The organism is Gluconobacter sphaericus, from assembly GCF_016757795.1.
Taxonomy (GTDB): Bacteria; Pseudomonadota; Alphaproteobacteria; order Acetobacterales; family Acetobacteraceae; genus Gluconobacter; species Gluconobacter sphaericus.
The window spans coordinates 34,888-53,740 of the sequence record NZ_CP068419.1 but is presented as its reverse complement, the minus strand read 5'-3'; the positions used below and the strand labels follow the sequence as shown (position 1 = coordinate 53,740).

21 protein-coding genes and 2 tRNA genes are annotated in these 18,853 nt (G+C 58.9%); 18 read left to right on the top strand and 5 right to left on the bottom strand.

Annotation, left to right across the window (positions count from 1 at the left end; genetic code table 11):
- Positions 1–10 precede the first annotated feature (10 nt).
- The gene (locus IGS75_RS00250; protein WP_141351169.1) at positions 11–325 is read left to right on the top strand and encodes a BolA family protein; all 315 of its coding nucleotides are present in this window, start codon (positions 11–13) and stop codon (positions 323–325) included.
- Entirely contained in the window at positions 322–915 is a 594-nt protein-coding gene (locus tag IGS75_RS00245; protein ID WP_141351167.1) for a LolA family protein, read from the top strand. The genes IGS75_RS00250 and IGS75_RS00245 overlap by 4 nt, the downstream gene beginning before the upstream one ends.
- Here the strand turns inward: IGS75_RS00245 and lipB are convergent.
- A complete protein-coding gene (gene lipB, locus IGS75_RS00240) occupies positions 896–1,597 on the bottom strand; it encodes a lipoyl(octanoyl) transferase LipB (RefSeq protein ID WP_202257193.1) in 702 nt (233 codons plus the stop codon). The two genes, IGS75_RS00245 and lipB, sit on opposite strands and share 20 nt — an antisense overlap.
- 59 nt (positions 1,598–1,656) lie before the next feature.
- On the opposite strand from lipB, the gene IGS75_RS00235 reads away from it, so the two are divergent.
- The 8 genes from IGS75_RS00235 (at position 1,657) to IGS75_RS00200 (ending at position 7,357) form a co-directional block, all read left to right on the top strand.
- Positions 1,657–1,742, top strand: a tRNA-Leu gene (locus IGS75_RS00235).
- Between the two features lie 211 nt (positions 1,743–1,953).
- Complete coding sequence (gene galU / locus IGS75_RS00230; RefSeq protein ID WP_141351164.1) at positions 1,954–2,838, top strand: UTP--glucose-1-phosphate uridylyltransferase GalU; 885 nt, start codon at positions 1,954–1,956, stop codon at positions 2,836–2,838.
- Positions 2,838–4,244: a phosphoglucomutase/phosphomannomutase PgmG gene (pgmG, locus tag IGS75_RS00225; RefSeq protein WP_141351161.1), complete on the top strand. Its 1,407-nt coding sequence runs from the start codon at positions 2,838–2,840 to the stop codon at positions 4,242–4,244. Before galU ends, pgmG begins: the two co-directional genes overlap by 1 nt.
- Positions 4,245–4,280: 36 nt before the next feature.
- The gene (locus IGS75_RS00220; RefSeq protein ID WP_202257191.1) at positions 4,281–4,469 is read left to right on the top strand and encodes a DUF3553 domain-containing protein; all 189 of its coding nucleotides are present in this window, start codon (positions 4,281–4,283) and stop codon (positions 4,467–4,469) included.
- Positions 4,466–5,236: a ComF family protein gene (locus tag IGS75_RS00215; protein ID WP_306414207.1), complete on the top strand. Its 771-nt coding sequence runs from the start codon at positions 4,466–4,468 to the stop codon at positions 5,234–5,236. The genes IGS75_RS00220 and IGS75_RS00215 overlap by 4 nt, the downstream gene beginning before the upstream one ends.
- A 7-nt stretch (positions 5,237–5,243) precedes the next feature.
- Positions 5,244–5,501, top strand: coding sequence for a glutaredoxin 3 (grxC, locus tag IGS75_RS00210; protein WP_141351157.1), 258 nt, complete (start codon positions 5,244–5,246; stop codon positions 5,499–5,501).
- Positions 5,502–5,990 carry a DUF2147 domain-containing protein gene (locus tag IGS75_RS00205; RefSeq protein ID WP_141351154.1) on the top strand — a complete coding sequence of 163 codons (489 nt, stop codon included), beginning with the start codon at positions 5,502–5,504 and terminating at the stop codon, positions 5,988–5,990. It begins immediately after the preceding gene.
- Positions 5,991–6,085: 95 nt separating this feature from the next.
- On the top strand, positions 6,086–7,357 hold the full coding sequence (locus IGS75_RS00200; RefSeq protein WP_141351151.1) for a lactonase family protein: 1,272 nt from the start codon (positions 6,086–6,088) through the stop codon (positions 7,355–7,357).
- Positions 7,358–7,422: 65 nt separating this feature from the next.
- Here IGS75_RS00200 and ubiG read toward each other — a convergent pair whose 3' ends face one another.
- Positions 7,423–8,178, bottom strand: coding sequence for a bifunctional 2-polyprenyl-6-hydroxyphenol methylase/3-demethylubiquinol 3-O-methyltransferase UbiG (gene ubiG, locus IGS75_RS00195; RefSeq protein ID WP_202257189.1), 756 nt, complete (start codon positions 8,176–8,178; stop codon positions 7,423–7,425).
- 174 nt (positions 8,179–8,352) lie between these two features.
- On the opposite strand from ubiG, the gene IGS75_RS00190 reads away from it, so the two are divergent.
- From IGS75_RS00190 to prfA, 6 genes are all read left to right on the top strand, one after another.
- Positions 8,353–9,678: an aspartate kinase gene (locus tag IGS75_RS00190; protein WP_141351329.1), complete on the top strand. Its 1,326-nt coding sequence runs from the start codon at positions 8,353–8,355 to the stop codon at positions 9,676–9,678.
- On the top strand, positions 9,675–10,742 hold the full coding sequence (locus IGS75_RS00185; protein WP_174787544.1) for an NAD(P)H-dependent flavin oxidoreductase: 1,068 nt from the start codon (positions 9,675–9,677) through the stop codon (positions 10,740–10,742). The genes IGS75_RS00190 and IGS75_RS00185 overlap by 4 nt, the downstream gene beginning before the upstream one ends.
- Positions 10,743–10,756: 14 nt before the next feature.
- The gene (locus IGS75_RS00180; RefSeq protein ID WP_202257187.1) at positions 10,757–12,043 is read left to right on the top strand and encodes a helix-turn-helix domain-containing protein; all 1,287 of its coding nucleotides are present in this window, start codon (positions 10,757–10,759) and stop codon (positions 12,041–12,043) included.
- A 91-nt stretch (positions 12,044–12,134) separates the two neighbouring features.
- Positions 12,135–13,280, top strand: coding sequence for a flavodoxin-dependent (E)-4-hydroxy-3-methylbut-2-enyl-diphosphate synthase (gene ispG / locus IGS75_RS00175; protein ID WP_141351147.1), 1,146 nt, complete (start codon positions 12,135–12,137; stop codon positions 13,278–13,280).
- Complete coding sequence (hisS, locus tag IGS75_RS00170; protein ID WP_202257185.1) at positions 13,280–14,527, top strand: histidine--tRNA ligase; 1,248 nt, start codon at positions 13,280–13,282, stop codon at positions 14,525–14,527. The genes ispG and hisS overlap by 1 nt, the downstream gene beginning before the upstream one ends.
- 4 nt (positions 14,528–14,531) lie before the next feature.
- Positions 14,532–15,593, top strand: a complete 1,062-nt coding sequence (gene prfA / locus IGS75_RS00165) for a peptide chain release factor 1 (RefSeq protein ID WP_202257183.1) — start codon at positions 14,532–14,534, stop codon at positions 15,591–15,593.
- 3 nt (positions 15,594–15,596) lie between these two features.
- Here prfA and IGS75_RS00160 read toward each other — a convergent pair whose 3' ends face one another.
- Complete coding sequence (locus IGS75_RS00160; RefSeq protein WP_141351144.1) at positions 15,597–16,067, bottom strand: hypothetical protein; 471 nt, start codon at positions 16,065–16,067, stop codon at positions 15,597–15,599.
- Positions 16,068–16,094: 27 nt separating this feature from the next.
- Between IGS75_RS00160 and prmC the strand changes: the two genes are divergently transcribed.
- Together prmC and IGS75_RS00150 are read left to right on the top strand one after the other, a co-directional pair.
- Entirely contained in the window at positions 16,095–16,976 is an 882-nt protein-coding gene (prmC, locus tag IGS75_RS00155) for a peptide chain release factor N(5)-glutamine methyltransferase (protein WP_141351141.1), read from the top strand.
- A gap of 228 nt (positions 16,977–17,204) precedes the next feature.
- Positions 17,205–17,663 carry a DUF4167 domain-containing protein gene (locus tag IGS75_RS00150; RefSeq protein ID WP_228123806.1) on the top strand — a complete coding sequence of 153 codons (459 nt, stop codon included), beginning with the start codon at positions 17,205–17,207 and terminating at the stop codon, positions 17,661–17,663.
- A gap of 58 nt (positions 17,664–17,721) precedes the next feature.
- Here the strand turns inward: IGS75_RS00150 and IGS75_RS00145 are convergent, their stop codons facing one another.
- Together IGS75_RS00145 and IGS75_RS00140 are read right to left on the bottom strand one after the other, a co-directional pair.
- A complete protein-coding gene (locus IGS75_RS00145) occupies positions 17,722–18,591 on the bottom strand; it encodes a glycosyltransferase family 2 protein (RefSeq protein WP_202257181.1) in 870 nt (289 codons plus the stop codon).
- Positions 18,592–18,667: 76 nt separating this feature from the next.
- Positions 18,668–18,742, bottom strand: a tRNA-Met gene (locus tag IGS75_RS00140).
- Positions 18,743–18,853: the final 111 nt, after the last annotated feature.

Sequence of the window (18,853 nt, the reverse complement as noted above, 5' to 3'; positions counted from 1 at the left end):
GATTTTCATTATGTCTGAAACAGCTTCACACCCTTCCGCGCCGCATGGCACTCGACGGGAACGGATCGAGGCGATCCTTCGACGGGAACTGTTGCCCACGACGATCGAGATCCAGGATGACAGCGCCCGTCACGCCCATCACGCCGGGGCGAAAGCTCTTGGCAGCGGCGGGGAGACGCATTTCAATGTCGCCATTACAAGCGCGCGGTTTGATGGACTGAACAGGGTGGCGCGCCATCGGCTGGTCAATGATCTTCTGGCTGAGGAATTCAGCTCCGGACTGCATGCGCTCTCCTTGGTCCTGCATGGAGAGAAAACCCCATGAAACGTGCTCTTCTGGTCCTCCTTCTGTTGTCAGGTTGTGCGACGGGTGGCTACGGGCACCTGCCTGCGGCCGAGCAGGACGACGTGCATCGTATCGAGGCCTATCTGAACGGTGTTAAGGGACTGAAAGCGGCTTTTTTGCAACATGGGCCTGATGCCGGGGAAAGCGCAGGACGTTTTTCCTATATTCCGGGGCATTTGAGGCTGGATTATGTCGTGCCGCATCCGATGGAACTTGTCGCCGGTGACGGGCATCTCGTGCTCGACGATCGGGCGACGGGCGCCGTCACGCATCTGTCGCTGCGACACAATCCGCTCGGCCTGTTGCTGAAATATCCGATCCGGTTCGACGGCGACGTGCAGGTTACGGATGTACGGCATGGAGACGGATCGCTGCAGATTTCGGTCGCGCAGGCGGATAATCCGTCCCAGGGTCTGTTGACGATCCAGTTTTCGGACGTGAACGGTCAGCTCGGTTTGATCGGGCTGCAGGGCGTGGATGCCCGACAGCATCATTTTGGGGTGGAGCTTTCCGCTTTGCAGCAGGGGGTGGTCATCGCCCCGTCCGTCTTCACGCCGCCCGCGGAATAGAGCCGAACCGTTCTGGCCATGCAGCGGCGAGGGCGTTATCGAGATCCGCCATCGTCAGGCTGCTGTCGAATCGCTGGAGACTGGTGACGCCGAATTCGCGGATGCCGCAGGGCACGATTCCATCGAAATCGGTCAGATCGGGACTGACATTGATCGAAACGCCATGCCAGCTGACCCAGCGGCTGACGCGGATGCCCAGCGCCCCGATCTTGGCTTCCTGGCCCGTCAGGGGATCGATCGTCCAGACGCCGATCCGGCCCTCGCGGGTAAAGGCCGTGACGCCCAGCCGAGCGAGAGCGTCGGTCATCCAGCCTTCCAGTCCCGCGACAAAGGCGCGCAGGTCGCGGGACTGGACGGTGCCGTTTGGCTTCGTCAGATTCATCATAACATAACCGAGCCTCTGGCCCGGTCCATGATAGGTCCACTGGCCGCCGCGTCCGGCGGAATAGGTCGGATAACCGTGCGGATTATAAAGGTCTGCGTCTTTAGCGGAGGTGCCTGCCGTAAAGACAGGAGGATGCTCAACGAGCCAGACCAGCGGTTCTGCTGTCCCCTGATGAATAGCCTGTGCACGCCCCTCCATAAAGCTCAGGGCCTCGGGGTAGGGGATCAGTCCCGGAGAGGATTTCCACAAAATTTCTTCACAAATCTCATTTCGGGTCATTGCCCTTATATCAGTCATCGGCTATAGCCCCTCCCACACCGGACGGTCATGCACCAAGCAGGATCGTTTGTCACGGGGCGGCCGTGGCGGAATGGTAGACGCGCAAGCTTGAGGTGCTTGTGGGGGCAACCCCGTGGAAGTTCGAGTCTTCTCGGCCGCACCACTGACATTCAGATGTCGGTGTATCCCAGTAAAAATCAGACATCATGAAAATAAACCCCGTAGGGGAGCAAAGTGCTTCCTTGCCGTATCTTGGGTCTGTGCCATTTTGTTGCCAGACTGCTGAGACAGGTTTATTCCTTGTTTCGTCCTTGAGAGCGTCTGGACCTGTGGTTCGGCGGTCGGGCGTTGTTTCGGCTGATGTGTGAGGTTTCGTGATCAAGCCACTGAAAAAAGCTGTCCTTCCTGTTGCCGGTCTTGGAACGCGGTTTCTGCCTGCCACCAAGGCTATGCCGAAGGAAATGCTTCCTGTCGTCGATAAGCCGCTGATCCAGTACGCGATTGATGAAGCTCGCGAAGCTGGGATTGAAGAATTCTGTCTGGTGACCGGTCGTGGCAAGGACAGCCTGATCGATTATTTCGACATTGCCTATGAACTTGAAGCAACGCTCAAGGAGCGCGGTAAGAAGAGCGCGCTTGAAGCGCTGGCACCCAGCAGTGTGCAGGCAGGGTCCCTTGTTGCTGTGCGTCAGCAGGAGCCGCTGGGCCTGGGGCATGCCATCTGGTGTGCACGTTCGTTTATCGGCGATGATCCGTTCGCCATCCTGCTGCCGGACGATATCGTCAAGGGGCGCAGTTGCATTGGTCAGTTGGTCGAGGCCTACAACCAGACGGGCGGTAATGTCGTGGCAGTCACGGAAGTTCCGCCTGAACATACGAACCGCTACGGCATTCTTGATGTTGGCAGCGACGACGGCAAATTGGTCGAGGTGAAGGGGCTTGTCGAAAAGCCGGCTCCAGAAGATGCTCCGTCGAACCTGTCCATCATCGGTCGTTACGTGCTGACACCGGACGTCATGAAATATCTGGCGAAGCTGGAGCGTGGCGCGGGTAATGAAGTCCAGCTTACGGATGCAATGGCCAAGACAATCGGTGAAGTGCCGTTCCATGGTCTGCGTTACGAAGGTACGCGCTATGACTGCGGCGACAAAGCCGGATTCCTCGAAGCGCAGATCGCCTTCTCGATCGACCGTGAGGACCTTGGTTCGTCCGTGAAGGCGTTCCTTAAGAAATACAAGCAGTATATGGATGCGCCCTGATGCCATTCCGGCATGATTTTGATCCGACGAGCCTGAGGGAATACGATATCCGCGGGATCGTCGGAAAGACGCTGCATCCGGCGGATGCTTTCGCCATTGGTCGCACATTTGCGAGTATGGTGATCCGTGCCGGTGGAAAGCGGATTGTGGTCGGATATGATGGCCGTCTGTCTTCGCCAGTTCTGGAAGATGCACTGGTTCGGGGGGCTGTCGAATCCGGAGCGGAGGTGACACGGATCGGATGTGGTCCGACGCCCATGCTCTATTTCGCATCCGTGGCCGATGGCGCTGATGGCGCCGTTATGGTCACGGGAAGCCATAATCCGCCCGATTATAACGGCTTTAAGATGATGATGGGTGGCAAGCCGTTTTACGGTGATCAGATCCGCGAACTGGGTCGTCTGTCAGCATGTGGTGATGTTCTTCCTGCGACACACGGGCAGGCGGCCATGCTCGATATTTCCGACCGATATATTGACCGGCTTTTGCAGGATTACGATGGGATCCGGCCATTGCGGGTCGTCTGGGACAATGGCAACTCTGCAGCCGGCGCCGTGCTTAGTCGTCTGGTGGAGCGTCTTCCGGGCGAGCATACGGTTCTGTTCGGAGAGATCGACGGACATTTCCCGAACCATCATCCTGATCCAACGGTCGAGAAAAATCTTCAGGATCTGATCCGTGTTGTGGACGAAAAGCAGGCGGATCTGGGGATTGCCTTTGATGGTGACGCAGACCGGATCGGTATTGTCGACAATCGCGGTCAGATATTCTGGGGCGACCAGATGCTGGTTCTGCTGGCGCAGGACGTTCTGATCCGTCACCCGGGTGCCACGATCATCGCGGATGTGAAAGCCAGTCAGATCCTCTTTGATGAGATCGCAAAGGCTGGTGGGCAGCCGCTGATGTGGAAGACGGGCCATTCGCTCATCAAGACCAAGATGGCCGAAACTGGCTCTCCGCTGGCGGGCGAGATGTCCGGACATATCTTCTTTGCCGACAAGTGGTACGGTTTTGATGATGCGCTTTATGCTGCCGTGCGCGTTCTGGGGATCGTTTCGCGTCTGCCGGGGCCGCTTTCGGATTTCCGTGACAGCCTGCCGGTGACGGTTACGACGCCAGAGTTGCGCTTCAACTGTGATGACACACGCAAGTTTGAGGTCATCACGGAAGTGGCTGAACGTCTGAGGAAAGAGGGCGCGGACGTCTCTGAAATTGACGGTGTCCGCGTCAATACGCCCGATGGCTGGTGGCTGCTTCGGGCTTCCAACACCCAGGCCGTTCTGGTGGCCCGGGCGGAGGCGTGTGACGACGCCGGGCTTGATCGTCTGAAGGCGGCGTTAGCCGCACAGCTTGAAGCTTCTGGTCTCGAGGCCCCTGATTTTTCCGGTGAGAATGCAGGGCACTGACATGGAACGGGTTCCGGTCTTCAGGCAGATTTGTCGGTGATCGGGCCCTTTCAATCCTTTCTTGAGCCTGGGCAGATTGTCCAGCATCCTGATCGCCCCGAATGGGGCTGGGGTCAGGTCCAGTCGGCTGTGGGAGAGCGGGTGACTGTTAATTTCCAGCATCAGGGCAAGGTCTTGATCGACGCATCCCGAATTACGCTTAAGCTGGTGACGCGTACGGGGTGAAACGGTTTCTGAACCGCAGCGCGCGCGTTGTTCTGGATACGCTGCTGCCTCCGACCTGTGCGGCCTGCGGGACAGAAGTCATGACGGAAGGCGCGTTCTGCAGTACGTGTTTCCAAACCGCTCACAGGATTGTTTCTCCCAGCTGTTACCGATGTGGTGTTCCGCTGGAAAACGAGGGCCTGGGCGGTACTCAGAGCTGCTGTGCGGCCTGTCAGATCCATCCGCCGGTCTGGCGTTCTGCTCGGGCGGCTTTTGTTTACGACACGTGGTCGCGGCGCCTGATTCTGCCGCTGAAATATTCCGATCATACTGAAAATGCAGCTGTTCTGGCTCGCCAGATGACATCGGCTGCCGAGGATATGCTGCGAAACGTCACGCTTGTCGTGCCCGTTCCGCTGTTTCGTACTCGTCTGTGGAAACGACGTTACAATCAGGCTGCCCTAATGGCGCAGGGTGTTTCGCGGCTTACGGGGCTGCCTTGTGTGGTGGATGCGCTTCAGCGCGTCCGCTCTACGCGCGCGCTGGCCCGTCTGTCTGCCGGGGAGCGCGGGCGGGAGATGGAACATGCTGTTCGGGTGAGGAAAGAACGTGAAGCGCGAATAGAGGGACAGGCCCTCCTGCTTGTGGATGACGTGCTGACGACAGGGTCCACAGCATCGGCCTGTACGATGGCTTTGATGATGGCCGGTGCGGCGAGTGTGGATATTTTGGTTGCAGCGCGGACCGGGAGAGTGGATGAACAGAACCCACGTTTTGTCCAGGAATGAGGATCCTATGTCGAAAGTCGAGATTTATACCCAGCCTGGATGTCCTTATTGCGTGCATGCCGTCAGCCTGCTGCGCTCCAAGGGGATAGAATTTCAGGAAATCAACGCGCCTCACGGAACGGCCGAGCGCGAGGAGTCCATTCGTCGATCCGGCCGTCGGACCGTGCCGCAGACATTTGTGGATGGTAAGGGATTGGGGGGCTGTGATGACCTGATGGCACTTGATCGTGCGGGGCGTCTTGATGCCCTGTTGGGCAAGGTCTGAATGCGGGGAGCAGGCTTTTTCGCGGCTGTCCTGCTGGCTGTATCATCACTTTCCTGTGTCACAGCACAGGCGCAGACATCTGCTCCGGCAGGTGTGGCTCCTTCGGATATTCCCGAAGAGGGTTTGTGGCTGTCCGAGGAGCATGACGGTCTGTTTTCCATTGAACCCTGCGGTCATATGCTTTGTGGGCAGCTGATTGGCATGGCTTATGATGGGGCTGTTCCCAGGGATGTCTGGGGGCGATCGCAGTGCGGAATCCGTATGCTGACAGACTTTATCCCAATTGAGGATCGTAAGTGGCAGGGTCATATTCTTGATCCACGGACCGGACGGGTTTATCAGGCACGAATATGGGTGTCTGAGCCCAATGTCTTGAAACTGCGCGGATTCGTTCTGGGAATGCCTCTTCTGGGGGAGACCCAGACCTGGACCCGCTACGCTGGTCCATCTGTGGGGCCGCAATGCAAACTGCCGAAGGACGCCCATTGAACCAGTGACCGGGAAACCGGTATCGGGGTCGGGAATGCGTCTTTTCCTAGTAGTGGGCGTTATCCCTGCCATACTGAAAGGAATGCAGATCCATCATGTCCCACCCTGTTTCCCGCCGTAATTTTACGGTCGGACTAGTTGCCGGTGTTGCTGTGGCCGGCACCGGTGTCGCCGGAGCCGTTGACCCTGAAAAGGCAGTTCCGACACCTCCGCCACCGCCGAAGCCGGTTGCAAAGACGATCTGTTTCGTCGGCGGATATACGAAACATGGGCCGCCGGGAGGTGGAACCGGAAACGGGCAGGGGATTTCTGTTTTCGATATGGATCGTGACACGGGTGTTCTGACGCCGATCACGACCTTTACGGATATCGCCAGCCCGTCTTTCCTTGCGATTTCGAAGGACCAGCGCTTTTTGTACGCGCTGAGCGAGATTGACGATTTCAACAAGGATGGGGATGGCTCCGTTACGGCGTTTGCAATCGATCCTAAGACCGGTTCGCTGCGTAAGCTGAACGTGGTCAGCTCTAAAGGTGCCGTTCCGGCCCATCTGAGCATTCACCATTCGGGTCGTTACGTGCTGGTCGCCAACTATGTGGGTGGCTGCGTTGCCGTTCTGCCGATCCGCTCTGACGGATCGTTGGGTGAGGCCTCGGACGTCGTGCACAATACGGGCCCGCGTCAACCGGAGCGGGCTTCGGACAATCCGCAGGGCAATTTTGCCGTGTCAGACCATTCGGGCTCGCATCCGCACATGATCCACTCAGACCCGAGCGGCAAGTTCGTGCTGGTGGACGATGCGGGTCTGGACCGCGTCTATGTCTGGACGCTTAACATTGATACTGGCAAGCTTATCCCCGCCAAGACGCCTTATTACGATATGGAACCGGGCTCGGCGCCGCGCCACTTCCAGTTCAACCATTCTGGCCGCATCCTGTACAATTTGTGTGAGCAGGATTCGAAAGTTGTCGTTTCCAATTTTGATCCGGCGACTGGCGCGATCAGCGATATTCAGACCGTCAGCACCGTCACGTCGCAGTTCCGAGGCTCGACGCTTGCGGCGGAAATTCTGATCTCGGCGAGTGGAAAGTTCGTCTATGTTTCCAATCGTCTAGGTGATTCTCTGGCCGTGTTCGCGATAGGCGCGGACGGGACGCTGACACTTCAGGATGAGGTCTGGATGCATGCAGATTACGGTCGCGCGCTGATGTTCGATCCGTCCGGAGCATTCCTGTTCTGTGCTAACCAGCGCTCGGATGCCGTGACCTCTTTTAAGGTGGACAAGAAGACAGGACAAATTGCGTTTACGAACAATTTTACCCCTGTTGGCAGTCCAACAACCTTTGCGTTCATGAACACGCAGGTCTGATAGACCTTCTAATCCACAAAAAGGCGGTTGCAGCAAAATGATATATTGCAACCGCCCTTTTTTGTTCAGTCCTTGCGAAAAATCGCGATGTAATTGATTCCGGTGTCACGGCTTTCGCGCCACTGGAACGGGACATAACTCATTCCGGCTATGTCCAGCATCCGCAGTCCTGCGTTACGGGCCATGGCGGCAAGTTCGTCGGGCTTGATGAATTTCTTCCAGTCATGCGTACCAACGGGCAGCATCCGCAACAGGTATTCCGCACCGAGCTTGGCGACAGCATAAGAGCGCGGGGTCCGGTTCAGGGTGGATACCGCGACCATGCCTCCCGGTTTTGTCAGCGTGGCCAGCATGCTCAGGAAGTCCTGCGGATCATTGACGTGCTCGATGACCTCGAGCGCATTGACGACATCGAAACGCGCGCCTTCCGCCACGAGGTCTTCTGCACTTCCATTACGATAGGATAGGGGGGCTGCCTCGGGCGGAAGCGGGTGCTCGGCCAGATGCGCTTCAGCGGCGCGGATGCCCGGAGCACTAGCGTCAATTCCAAGCGTGTCAAAACCGAGTTTGGCATAGGCCTCGCTCGCCAAGCCTGCGCCACAGCCGATATCGAGCAGGCACAACGGTGCAGGGGACGCCTTGCGCATGGGGGCGACATGACGGCTGACCCATTCGGTCCGCAGGGGGTTCATGGCATGAAGCGGTGCCATGGGGCCACGTGGATTCCACCAGTCTTTCGCCAGGGCGCTGAAATGGGCGATCTCGGATTCCGATACGGATGAGCGTCTGGAATCCGGTCTTGCGGACGTTTCTGTGGGCATCAGAATTCTCCTTCTGTGTGCCTGTCTGCTGCGCGTCATCTGGACGTGACGGAGCTAGACGAGTATGTGGACCGGCAGAGTCTGTCCAGGTGCCGGGTGGTGTGCATGTCTTTGCCGTACCCGATGCCAGACCCGAGCGCGCAACGCCAGACACGTACTGGAGCCTTATCCGCGATGTCCATGCCCGATACTCCCGTCCGCGACCAGCTTTCCGGTCGTGCCTATCCTCATGCCGCCATGACTGGCGAAATTGGGAAACGGAAGACGGTTGTCATGAAATTCGGCGGTACATCCGTCGGAAATATCGAGCGTATCCGGAACGTTGCAAAACGCGTGAAGGCGGAACATGACCGCGGCCGTCGTGTCGCTGTCGTGGTCTCCGCCATGGCCGGTGTCACTAACCGGATGGTCGGTTACTGTGCCGAGTTGGACCCGCTGGCCGATCCAAAGGAATACGATGCAGTTGTCGCTGCCGGCGAGCAGGTGACGAGCGGGCTTGTGTCCATTGCGCTTCAGGCGCTCGGCGTGAAGGCACGGTCGTTCCAAGGGTGGCAGATCCCGCTCGTGACAGACGACGCGCATGGCAAGGCCGCCATTGAGAGCGTGGACGGCACGGCGCTGCTGGCCTGTCTGGATGAAGATGTTGTGCCCGTTGTGGCCGGCTTCCAGGGCGTAGGTCCCGATGGCCGCATTGCGACGCTGGGACGCGGAGGATCGGATACGTCCGCCGTGGCCGTCGCGGCTGCCATTAATGCCGATCAGTGCGATATCTATACCGATGTGGACGGGATCTATACGACCGATCCGCGCATCGTGAAACGCGCCAAGAAGCTCGATCGCATCACTTACGAAGAGATGCTTGAACTGGCTTCGGTAGGCGCCAAGGTACTTCAGACCCGCAGTGTCGGCCTCGCCATGCGCGAGAATGTCCGTGTGCGGGTTCTGTCATCGTTCGCGGAAACGGATGATGACAGTGGTTCGATTGTTGTTGATGAGGACGAGATCATGGAGAAGGAACTGGTTGCGGGGATTGCCAACTCGCATGACGAAGCGAAAATCTCCGTGCGGAATATTCCGGACCGTCCGGGCATTGCCGCCGCGATCTTCGATCCGCTGGCAGCCGCGAACATCAATGTTGACATGATCGTCCAGAGCGTCGGTGTGGACAACATGACGAACATGACCTTCACGGTCAGTAAGGCTGACGAGACCGCTGCCCGCGCTGTGCTGGAGAAGGCCCATGAATACGTCCAGTATGGCGAACTGATTACGTCTCATAACGTGGTGAAAATCAGTGTCGTGGGTATCGGTATGCGATCGAATGCAGGTCTGGCCGCGCGGATGTTCCGCACGCTGGCCGATCGCGGCATCAACGTGCAGGTCATATCCACGAGCGAGATCAAGATCTCGGTTCTGATCGATTCCGAATATACCGAATTGGCCATGCGCGCACTGCACACGGCTTATGGGCTTGATGCCAAAGAGGAAGCCGACGCGTGAGCGAAACCCTGATCGAGACCCCGAGCGAGGCTCTGGACGCCCGCGCGACTTTGGACCGGCTGTGGAAGCCGGGCTGTGACTTCCTTGGAAGCGACGTTGCGATCCTCGGCGGCGCTATGTCCTGGGTTAGTGAGCGGCATCTCGTCTCGGCCATTTCCAACGCTGGTGGGTTTGGTGTCATCGCCTGTGGCGCGATGTCTCCCGAGCGTTTGGAAGAGGAAATCGTTGCTACGCAGGCAATGACGAAGCGTCCGTTCGGCGTCAACCTCATCACCATGCATCCCGAGCTGGACCGGCTGGTGGATGTGTGTCTGGCTCACAGCGTCTCTCACATCGTGCTCGCAGGCGGCGTGCCGAACAGCGCTACGATCCGCAAGGTGCGCGATGGCGGCGCAAGGGCGATCGGTTTTGCGCCTGCACTGGCTCTGGGCAAGCGTCTGGTGCGCATGGGCATTGAAGCGCTTGTGATAGAAGGCTCAGAAGCCGGCGGCCATGTCGGTCCGGTGTCGCTGACCGTTCTGGCACAGGAAATTCTGCCATACATCCATGATGTTCCCGTGTTCGTTGCCGGTGGTTTGGGCCGTGGCGACGCGATCCTGTCCTATCTGGAACAGGGCGCAGCCGGTGCGCAGCTCGGAACATTGTTTGCTGCGTCCGAAGAGAGCATCGCGCATGAGAACTTCAAGAAGGCTTTTCTGCGCGCCAATGCCCGTGATGCGGTGACGACTGTGCAACTCGATGAGTTATTCCCTGTTATCCCGGTACGGGGCCTGTCGAATGAAGGGGGCCGGAGCTTCGCGCGTCTTCAGGGTGAAGCGCTCCGGAAGTTCCAGAGCGGAGAGCTGACCAAGGAAGAAGCCCAGCTCTCGATCGAGCATTACTGGGCGGGTGCTCTGCGCCGCGCTGTCATCGACGGTGATGTGGAGACGGGTTCGGTCATGGCTGGTCAGTCCGTGGGCATGGTCAAGGAAGTCCGTCCGGTTGCCGAAATCATCGCGACGCTGGTTGAGCAGGCCGTGAATGCCATCAGGCAGCGCGAAACTCGCATTCACGCGCCAAGCTAACGGATTGTCTGGCCATGTCTCCACCGCCCTCAAACCGTCCGTTTTCGCAACCTTCCGATCAGCCAAGTGTCGGAACGGTGCTGCGTGTGCGTCGCGAGGAACTTGGTTGGCGGCTTGAAGATGTCGCAGAATGGCTGCGAATCCGACCAAAACTGCTGGCGGCGCTCGAGGCAGACGATCTGTCGAAACTGCCTGGCGTGGCTTATGCAGTGGGATTTCTTCGTACCTATGCCCATGCCATGCAGCTTGATGTGGATGCGCTAGTCGAGCGGTTCCGCCGTGACACGCGCGGCGCTGTAACCCGTAAACCGGAATTGGTTTTTCCGCAGCCTGAGGGTGATCGCGGGTTGCCAGTCGGCGTGTTGGTCGGGGCAGGACTCGTGGTTGTGGTTGCAGCCTATGTGGGTTGGTACCGCTTTACGGAGCATGACAATCCGGCCCAGAGGCAGGTGCCGGCCGTTTCAGAACTGATGCCAGGGGCTGCGACCCCTGCCATGACCTCTCCGCAGGTCGCATCTGTAATGCCCGGACGCGCTCCGACGCCGGAGCCACATGCTCCCGTGACGGCGCCCTCTGTTCCCGCAATGTCGGCACCAGCGGTTGCACCGATACAGAATGCTCCTGCGCCTGATGCTTCTGCTGCGCCTTCAATTGCACAATCCACGCCCTCGACGGTTGCACCATCTGTGGCACCTCCAGCGTCGGATGACGATTCAGAAACGCCCCCCGCAGGCGAGGTCGCGCCTGCGCAGCCGACTAATACACAACAGACGGTGGCGATCGGCCAGCCTGCCATGGATCTGCCACCGGCTGTGCCCGAGGGAGCTGTTGTGCTCCGTGCGCTGGCCCCCGTCTGGACGCAGGTCAGGGACCGGGATGGGCATGTTCTCGTCTCGCGTGTGATGCAGCCGGGTGAAAGTTGGCAAGGCGATCCCGCAGGCGCTCCGTTCCGGATGTCGTTCGGCAATGCCGGCGGTATCGTCCTGACCACGGCTGGGGCAACCAGTGCGCCGCTGGGGAAAGAAGGGCAGGTTCGCCGTAATGTCGAAGTGACGGCTGACGCCATCCGTTCAGGAGCATTCGGCTCGGGGATTGCACTGCCGGTGCAGCCCAATGCGCCGGTTCCTGTACCAGGAGAAACTGCTGCGGCGCCAGCCGTTGCGCCTGTGCCCGCGCCGCCCAGAGCACCGCCTGTTTCTGTTTCCCGGAAGGCACCAGCAGCACCTGAAATCTCGGCTGATGACCTTAATGCCCGACAGCTTGGACATCAGCCGCTGGAACAATCGTCGCTATCGCATTAAACCCTTATATCCGTCAGGGGGGCTCAGTGCTCCTGAACACACCCTACTGGGTTAGAGCTCCCGGTCCTTTCCGGGCACGAAGAGGTAAATCATGAGCAGCTACCGTCCCTATCAGCACATCGAGCGTCGCAAGTCGCGCCAGATCCATGTCGGCAAGGTTGCGGTCGGTGGTGATGCCCCGATCTCCGTGCAGACCATGACCAACACCCTGACATCCGATGCCCAAGCCACAATCGATCAGATCCGTCTGGCCGAGCTGGCTGGTGTGGATATCGTTCGCGTATCTTGTCCGGATGAGGCTAGCACAGCTGCGCTGGCGGAGATCGTGCATGAAGTGAACGTCCCTATCGTTGCGGACATCCATTTTCACTACAAGCGTGCCATCGAAGCCGCCAAGGCTGGTGCTGCGTGCCTGCGAATCAATCCGGGCAATATCGGCAGCGCCGAGCGCGTGCGTGAAGTCGTCAATGCCGCCAAGGATTATGGTTGCTCAATCCGTATTGGCGTGAATGCCGGTTCGCTCGAAAAGCATCTGCTCGAAAAGTACGGTGAGCCCAACCCGGAAGCTCTGGTCGAGAGCGCTCTCGAACACGCCAAAATTCTTGAGGATCACGACTTCCACGAGTTCAAGATCAGCGTGAAGGCGTCCGACGTGTTCATGGCGGTCGCGGCCTATCAGCAGCTTGCAGATTGCTGTGACCACCCACTGCATATCGGTATCACCGAGGCCGGCTCCAAGCGTGCAGGGACGGTGAAGTCCTCCATCGGTCTGGGCAACCTGCTCTGGGCTGGCGTGGGTGACACGATGCGTGTTTCGCTCTCGGCTGCTCCGGAAGAGGAAGTGCTGGTCGGCTGGGATATCCTGAAGTCCCTCGGTCTGCGTCATCGCGGCGTGAAAATTATTTCCTGCCCGTCATGCGCACGTCAGGGCTTCAACGTCGTTGAAACGGTCCAGACGTTGGAAGATCGTCTTCAGCACATCAAGACACCGCTGACGCTGTCCATCATCGGCTGCGTGGTGAATGGCCCTGGCGAGGCACTGATGACCGATCTCGGTGTGACCGGTGGCGGTAACGGCCGTCATATGGTTTACGCGGCCGGTCGTCAGGACCATACGATGCCGGGTGGCGACATGATTGAGCATATCGTGGATCTCGTAGAAAAGAAGGTTGCGGATATCGAAGCCAGCAAGGAAGAGGGCACGACGGCCAAGCTGATGGATCCGGCAGCGCACTGATGTCCGGACTTCAGCCGCCCCGCGGGACACACGACCTTATTGGCGAGACGATGCGCCGCCACCACCATGTCGTGGAGACGGCGCGCCGGGTTCTGCGGACCTATGGTTTCGAGGAATGGAGCACGCCTATTTTCGAGGATACGCGCGTCTTTTCGCGTACCCTCGGCGAGACATCCGATGTCGTGTCCAAGGAAATGTACACGTTCGAGGATCGTGGCGGTGAGAGCATCACTCTGCGACCCGAGGGGACGGCAGCAATCTGCCGGGCGCTGGTTACGAACGGTCTGACGCAGTCCCTGCCGCAGAAGGTTTTCTATCACGGGCCGATGTTCCGTTACGAACGCCCGCAGAAAGGGCGTTACCGCCAGTTCCATCAGATCGGTGCAGAGCTGATCGGTGCGGAAAGCCCGCTTCGGGATGCCGAGACGATCGCCATGGCGCAGGACATTCTGCGCGAGCTGGGTTTGGGCGATCACGTCACGCTAGAACTCAACACGCTTGGCGATCTGGCCAGCCGTCAGGCTTGGCGAGAAGCACTGGTGGCGTATTTCCGTGACCATGCCGATGCGCTGTCTGAAGAAAGCCGGATCCGGCTTGAAGCCAATCCGCTACGCATTCTGGACAGCAAATCCGAGCAGGACCGCAAGCTGCTCGACGACGCTCCGGCCTTTGCGGATTATCTAAACGATGAGTCCCGCCAGTTCTGGGACACGCTGCGCGACAGCCTCCAGGCCTTTGGCGTGGATTTCATCGAGAACCCGCGCATCGTCCGGGGGCTTGATTATTACAGCCACACGGCCTTTGAGTTCGTGACCTCGAAACTCGGGGCTCAGGGCACCGTACTGGCCGGTGGTCGCTATGAAGGTCTTGTTGAGCAGATGGGCGGTCCGGCGATCCCGGCGATCGGCTGGGCTGGCGGGATCGAGCGTCTGGCAATGTTGCTGGATAGCGTGCCCGAACTTCCGGCTGGAATTGCGCTGGTGCCGATGGGAGATGTGGCTGTTCTAAAAGCCGCGTCCATTGCTCGTGCTCTGCGTTTGGCTGGTCTGCGAGCTGAGATTGAGACCCGTGGCAATATGAAGAAGCGCATGGAGCGCGTTGTGAAGTCCGGCGCATCCCATGCGATTGTTCTGGGTGATGAGGAAATCGCCAAAAATATTGTGCAGCTTCGGGACCTTTCGAGCCGCGAGCAGCAGGAAGTACCGGTTGCAGAGCTGGTACAGGTTCTGAGCGCAGGACGCCCCTGAGCAGATGGCTTTTGACGACAGGCTTGAGCGGATTGTTGCGCGTTCGGAGGAAGTCCAGGCTTTAATGTCTTCCGGTGAACTGACGGGTGAGGATTTCACCCGTCTGTCGCAGGAATATGCTGAACTGGAACCCGTGGTCACTTCCATCCAAGCCTGGAAAAGCGCTGAGGAACAGAAAGCCGGGGCGCAGGCTCTGCTTGATGATCCAGAAATGCGTGAGTTGGCCCAGATGGAGCTGGCAGAGATCGAGGCGACCTTGCCCGATCTTCAGTATGCCCTGCGTTTGGCGCTTCTGCCGAAAGATGCAGCGGATGAGCGTAGTGCCATCCTTGAAATCCGCCCCGCAGCGGGCGGTGATGAGGCGGGACTGTTCGCTGCGGAACTGTTTGATGCCTACCGTCGTTTTTCCGAACAGAATGGCTGGCGTTTCGAGGTCATGGAATATGCCGAAAATGAAGTTGCCGGTCTCAAGGAAGGCATGGCGACCATTTCAGGCCGGTCGGTTTTTGCGCGTCTGAAATACGAGTCCGGAGTGCATCGGGTGCAGCGCGTTCCGGCAACGGAAAGTCAGGGACGGATCCACACCTCGACGGTGACAGTGGCCGTGCTTCCTGAAGCCGAAGAAGTCGATGTGACGGTCAATGACGATGATCTACGGATTGACGTCTACCGGGCCTCGGGGGCAGGCGGCCAGCACGTCAACAAGACCGAGAGTGCGGTTCGCATTACGCACATGCCCAGCGGTATTGTCGTGGCGATGCAGGAAGAGAAAAGCCAGCACAAGAACAAGGCCAAGGCCATGAAGATCCTGCGTGCCCGGCTTTATGAGCGGGAACGCGCACAGCTGCATGCCACCCGGGCTGCGGACCGGAAATCACAGGTCGGGACGGGCGATCGTTCAGAGCGCATCCGGACCTACAATTTTCCGCAAGGGCGTGTGACGGATCACCGGATCAATCTGACCCTCTACAAGATCGACCGGATCATGAGCGGTGAGTTCGATGAGATCATCGATACCCTGACCCGCGAGGAGCAGACGGAACTACTCGCCGCCGAAGGGTTCTGAGCCTCAGGTATTGGGTGTCGCGCAGACGGCGGCGCGGCCATGCCGGTGGGTGGCAACAGCAGCATCGTCGTAGTCGACCAGAAAGAAATCGGTGAAGTTATTGGTCCCCACGGCGTCGAGCGAATGCCCTTCGGGATGGTGGAGCTGTCCTTCGCTGCTGACCTGATGGGTTTCCTGATGCCCGTTATGGACGATGGTGATTTCGCCACACAGGGCATAATCGACATCGAACCGGCCGACAGGAAGCGGGATCGTCTGCGTCTCATGGGCCTTGGACAGTCCCAGTTTGAAGGTCGCAACCAGATTGCCGTCCAGATACAGGCGCGAGACTTCCGAAATTTCTTCGGGCGCGCGCTCGTCCGTCACGGTAAAGGACGTGGGCAGTTCCGTGGACAGTTCCGACTGGGCGTGAACAGGATTGAGCGTGCAGCCAAGCAGCAGGGCGGAATAGAGGAAGGCGCGTTTGGACTTCATGACACCAACTATAACAGGTTCGCGGCAATGATGGCCAAAGATGATCTTTTGCGGGAGGCGTCAGAGGCGCTGGAGCAGGCCGGGGTCGAGGATGCGCGCCGTGAGGCTCGGCTCCTGCTATGCTGGGCGACAGGACGGGATCTAGCCGGTCTTCTATCTCTGGACGATGTAGAGCCTGCGCAAGAGCTACGATTCGCAGAGGCTCTGAAGCGGCGTCTGGAGCGGGAACCTCTGGCGTTCATCACGGGAGAGACCGGATTCTGGACGCTGGATCTGGAAACAGGGCGTGACACGTTGATTCCCAGAGCCGACAGCGAAGCCTTGATCGAAGCCTTGCTGGATGTCTGTCCGGACCGCAACGAGCCGATCTCCATTCTCGACCTTGGAACAGGAACAGGCTGTTTGCTGCTGGCGGCCCTGTCCGAATATCCGCAAGCTAGGGGTGTCGGCGTGGATCTGTCTCCGCAGGCGGCGGCACTGGCAAGGCGCAATGCCATCCGGACCGGGCTGGGAAAACGTAGCGTCTTTCTGGCCGGAAGCTGGGCGGATGCACTGAACGCCCGCTTTGACGTGGTTCTGTCCAATCCGCCTTACATCGAGACCGGGGATCTGGCGGGACTGATGCCCGAAGTCTTGCAGTATGAGCCGGCGCGGGCTCTGGATGGCGGGACAGACGGGCTGGATGCCTATCGCATTCTCTGCGCTGCGTTGCCTACGCTTCTGGTCCCGGGCGGGTACGGGATCCTGGAGATGGGGATCGGGCAGATCGATGCGGTCTCTGCTCTGGGAGTGTCGAGCGGGCTGCGGGACGTGGCGCATAGGGCCGATCTGGGCGGCATCGAAAGAGCCCTCGTCCTGCAATCGGACGCGCGGGGGCGGATCGTGACGAAAAACCGTTGGCTTGACTGATGAAACTTGGTATTGCTAAAGCCAATGCATGTGAATTGAGGGTGTTTTTGCAAGCACTGTCAGGCGCATCTTTGCCCATCGTTCATGTCATCATGCACTGACGATGGAAGACTGGCTGAGCTGGGTTCAGCCATAGCGGAACAGACAAACGTCTTTTTCGACAGCGGCGGTCGGACTTTCTGCAGTTGCGGAACGGTTCACGTCATCATGAAAGTGCATCACGGGTCGATGAATATGAAGCGCATAAGAGGCCGGCATCATCGTGCGGGTAGTGGGCCATCACGCAGCAGCAATGCCCAGACACCTCTGAACCGCAACCATGTGTTTGACAGTAACGGACCCGATCTGCGGGTCCGTGGTACGGCGCAGCAGCTGTTCGAGAAGTATCTCCAGCTGGGCCGCGACGCGACCGGAACTGGCGACCGCATTCTTGCAGAAGCCTATTTCCAGCATGCGGAGCATTATTTCCGTATTCTCAATGCCATGAACCAGGCTGCCGAGAAGAGCCAGCAGGAGCGCACCGAGCGCCAGCAGCAGCGCCAGCGCGCTTATGAAGACAGGCGGGAGCCTCGTGGAGAGCGTTCCGAAGAGGAGCAGCCCTCGCAGGAACAGGACGCCGAACACAATACTGAGCGTCCCTCGGAAGATGATCAGGATCATCGTATGGCTGAAGTCGAGGCGGACTGAAGCCTCGATTCAGACAGACAAAAAAAGCCGATCCCGTAAAGGGTCGGCTTTTTTTGTCTCAGACCCGCCCTACGAACCGCTCGGGAACGCGCCACAATTCTGTGCCGCTCAGATGGAGATCAAGACGGTATCGGTCATCTAACCGTGTCTGCGCACTGTCTTCGACCTGCTGGCGCCAATGGCTCAGACGCGCGTCACGGTTATCGAGCGTGCTGTCCGTTCGGGGCAGTCCAGCCATGCTGCGCAGCATGTTCTCCCAGTCCGTGTTTTCCAGACGCTGGTGGCGCCCGACGTTCTCGGAAATCCAGGGCTGTCTGCGGGTGCGTTCCAGCCGCTTCAGTCCTGACGCCAGATCCGCGTAGCGGAGATGGAACAGGAAAAGCGGCGCTGCAAGGCTGGGAACGGCTTCCTCGCAGCAGTGAAAGCCGGGGGCCCAAGTAATGGGTGTACGGGTCAGGACCGGTTTGCACATCGCGCTGGAGAAGCGGAGATGGTGACGTTGCAGGGAGAAGGGGCGGCTGTAGTCGAGCGTCGCCTCTTCGTCCGGGATATGAATGACGTCAAACCCTGTGGCGGTGACGATCGGGGTGCGGTTCAGGAGTGCGAATTCCGTCAGGGAAGGGACGAAAGCCGGGTCAGCGAGCAGGATTTCGTCTACGTCCGTATAAATGACGCTGTCATACCATTCGAGCAGACTGTCGCAGAATTTTCCGATTGATCGGGTGCGGCGTTCATCGTCCTGCGGAGAGCGGGGGATCCGGACGACGTTGACCTGCCCCAGATGGGCGGTCGAGCTGTCATCCGATCCGTGATCGATTACGTAGCAGGCGCCTTCTCCGACTTGCGCACTATAATGACGGCGCCAGACTTGAAGATGTTCCGGCTCGTTATAGACCATCGTCACGACGGCGAGGGGTTTCTTGATCATACTGGGCAGAATACAGGAAATGGTCCCGCACAGCAGGGCAGCGCCGCAATGAAATTTCTGCTTTTGGGAAAAAAGATGGTAGCGGTGGACGGATTTGAACCGCCGACCAAGGGATTATGATTCCCCTGCTCTACCACTGAGCTACACCGCCATCTGGCCGGGGTTAACCGGCGTTGTCGCGGGGTTTTAAGGGGGATCTTTCAGGGTGTCAACACGTTAGTCCTGGGAAAATAAGATGTTTTTACGGGTCGCATTGGCCGGG

What these genes read in the sequence shown, in the direction of transcription:
- IGS75_RS00250 (WP_141351169.1), top strand. Translation starts at nt 11, where the DNA reads ATGTCTGAAACAGCTTCACACCCTTCCGCGCCGCATGGCACTCGACGG.
- IGS75_RS00245 (WP_141351167.1), top strand. Translation starts at nt 322, where the DNA reads ATGAAACGTGCTCTTCTGGTCCTCCTTCTGTTGTCAGGTTGTGCGACG.
- lipB (WP_202257193.1), bottom strand. Translation starts at nt 1,597, where the DNA reads ATGACTGATATAAGGGCAATGACCCGAAATGAGATTTGTGAAGAAATT.
- pgmG (WP_141351161.1), top strand. Translation starts at nt 2,838, where the DNA reads ATGCCATTCCGGCATGATTTTGATCCGACGAGCCTGAGGGAATACGAT.
- grxC (WP_141351157.1), top strand. Translation starts at nt 5,244, where the DNA reads ATGTCGAAAGTCGAGATTTATACCCAGCCTGGATGTCCTTATTGCGTG.
- IGS75_RS00205 (WP_141351154.1), top strand. Translation starts at nt 5,502, where the DNA reads ATGCGGGGAGCAGGCTTTTTCGCGGCTGTCCTGCTGGCTGTATCATCA.
- IGS75_RS00200 (WP_141351151.1), top strand. Translation starts at nt 6,086, where the DNA reads ATGTCCCACCCTGTTTCCCGCCGTAATTTTACGGTCGGACTAGTTGCC.
- ubiG (WP_202257189.1), bottom strand. Translation starts at nt 8,178, where the DNA reads ATGCCCACAGAAACGTCCGCAAGACCGGATTCCAGACGCTCATCCGTA.
- IGS75_RS00190 (WP_141351329.1), top strand. Translation starts at nt 8,353, where the DNA reads ATGTCCATGCCCGATACTCCCGTCCGCGACCAGCTTTCCGGTCGTGCC.
- IGS75_RS00180 (WP_202257187.1), top strand. Translation starts at nt 10,757, where the DNA reads ATGTCTCCACCGCCCTCAAACCGTCCGTTTTCGCAACCTTCCGATCAG.
- ispG (WP_141351147.1), top strand. Translation starts at nt 12,135, where the DNA reads ATGAGCAGCTACCGTCCCTATCAGCACATCGAGCGTCGCAAGTCGCGC.
- hisS (WP_202257185.1), top strand. Translation starts at nt 13,280, where the DNA reads ATGTCCGGACTTCAGCCGCCCCGCGGGACACACGACCTTATTGGCGAG.
- prfA (WP_202257183.1), top strand. Translation starts at nt 14,532, where the DNA reads ATGGCTTTTGACGACAGGCTTGAGCGGATTGTTGCGCGTTCGGAGGAA.
- IGS75_RS00160 (WP_141351144.1), bottom strand. Translation starts at nt 16,067, where the DNA reads ATGAAGTCCAAACGCGCCTTCCTCTATTCCGCCCTGCTGCTTGGCTGC.
- prmC (WP_141351141.1), top strand. Translation starts at nt 16,095, where the DNA reads ATGATGGCCAAAGATGATCTTTTGCGGGAGGCGTCAGAGGCGCTGGAG.
- IGS75_RS00150 (WP_228123806.1), top strand. Translation starts at nt 17,205, where the DNA reads ATGAATATGAAGCGCATAAGAGGCCGGCATCATCGTGCGGGTAGTGGG.
- IGS75_RS00145 (WP_202257181.1), bottom strand. Translation starts at nt 18,591, where the DNA reads ATGATCAAGAAACCCCTCGCCGTCGTGACGATGGTCTATAACGAGCCG.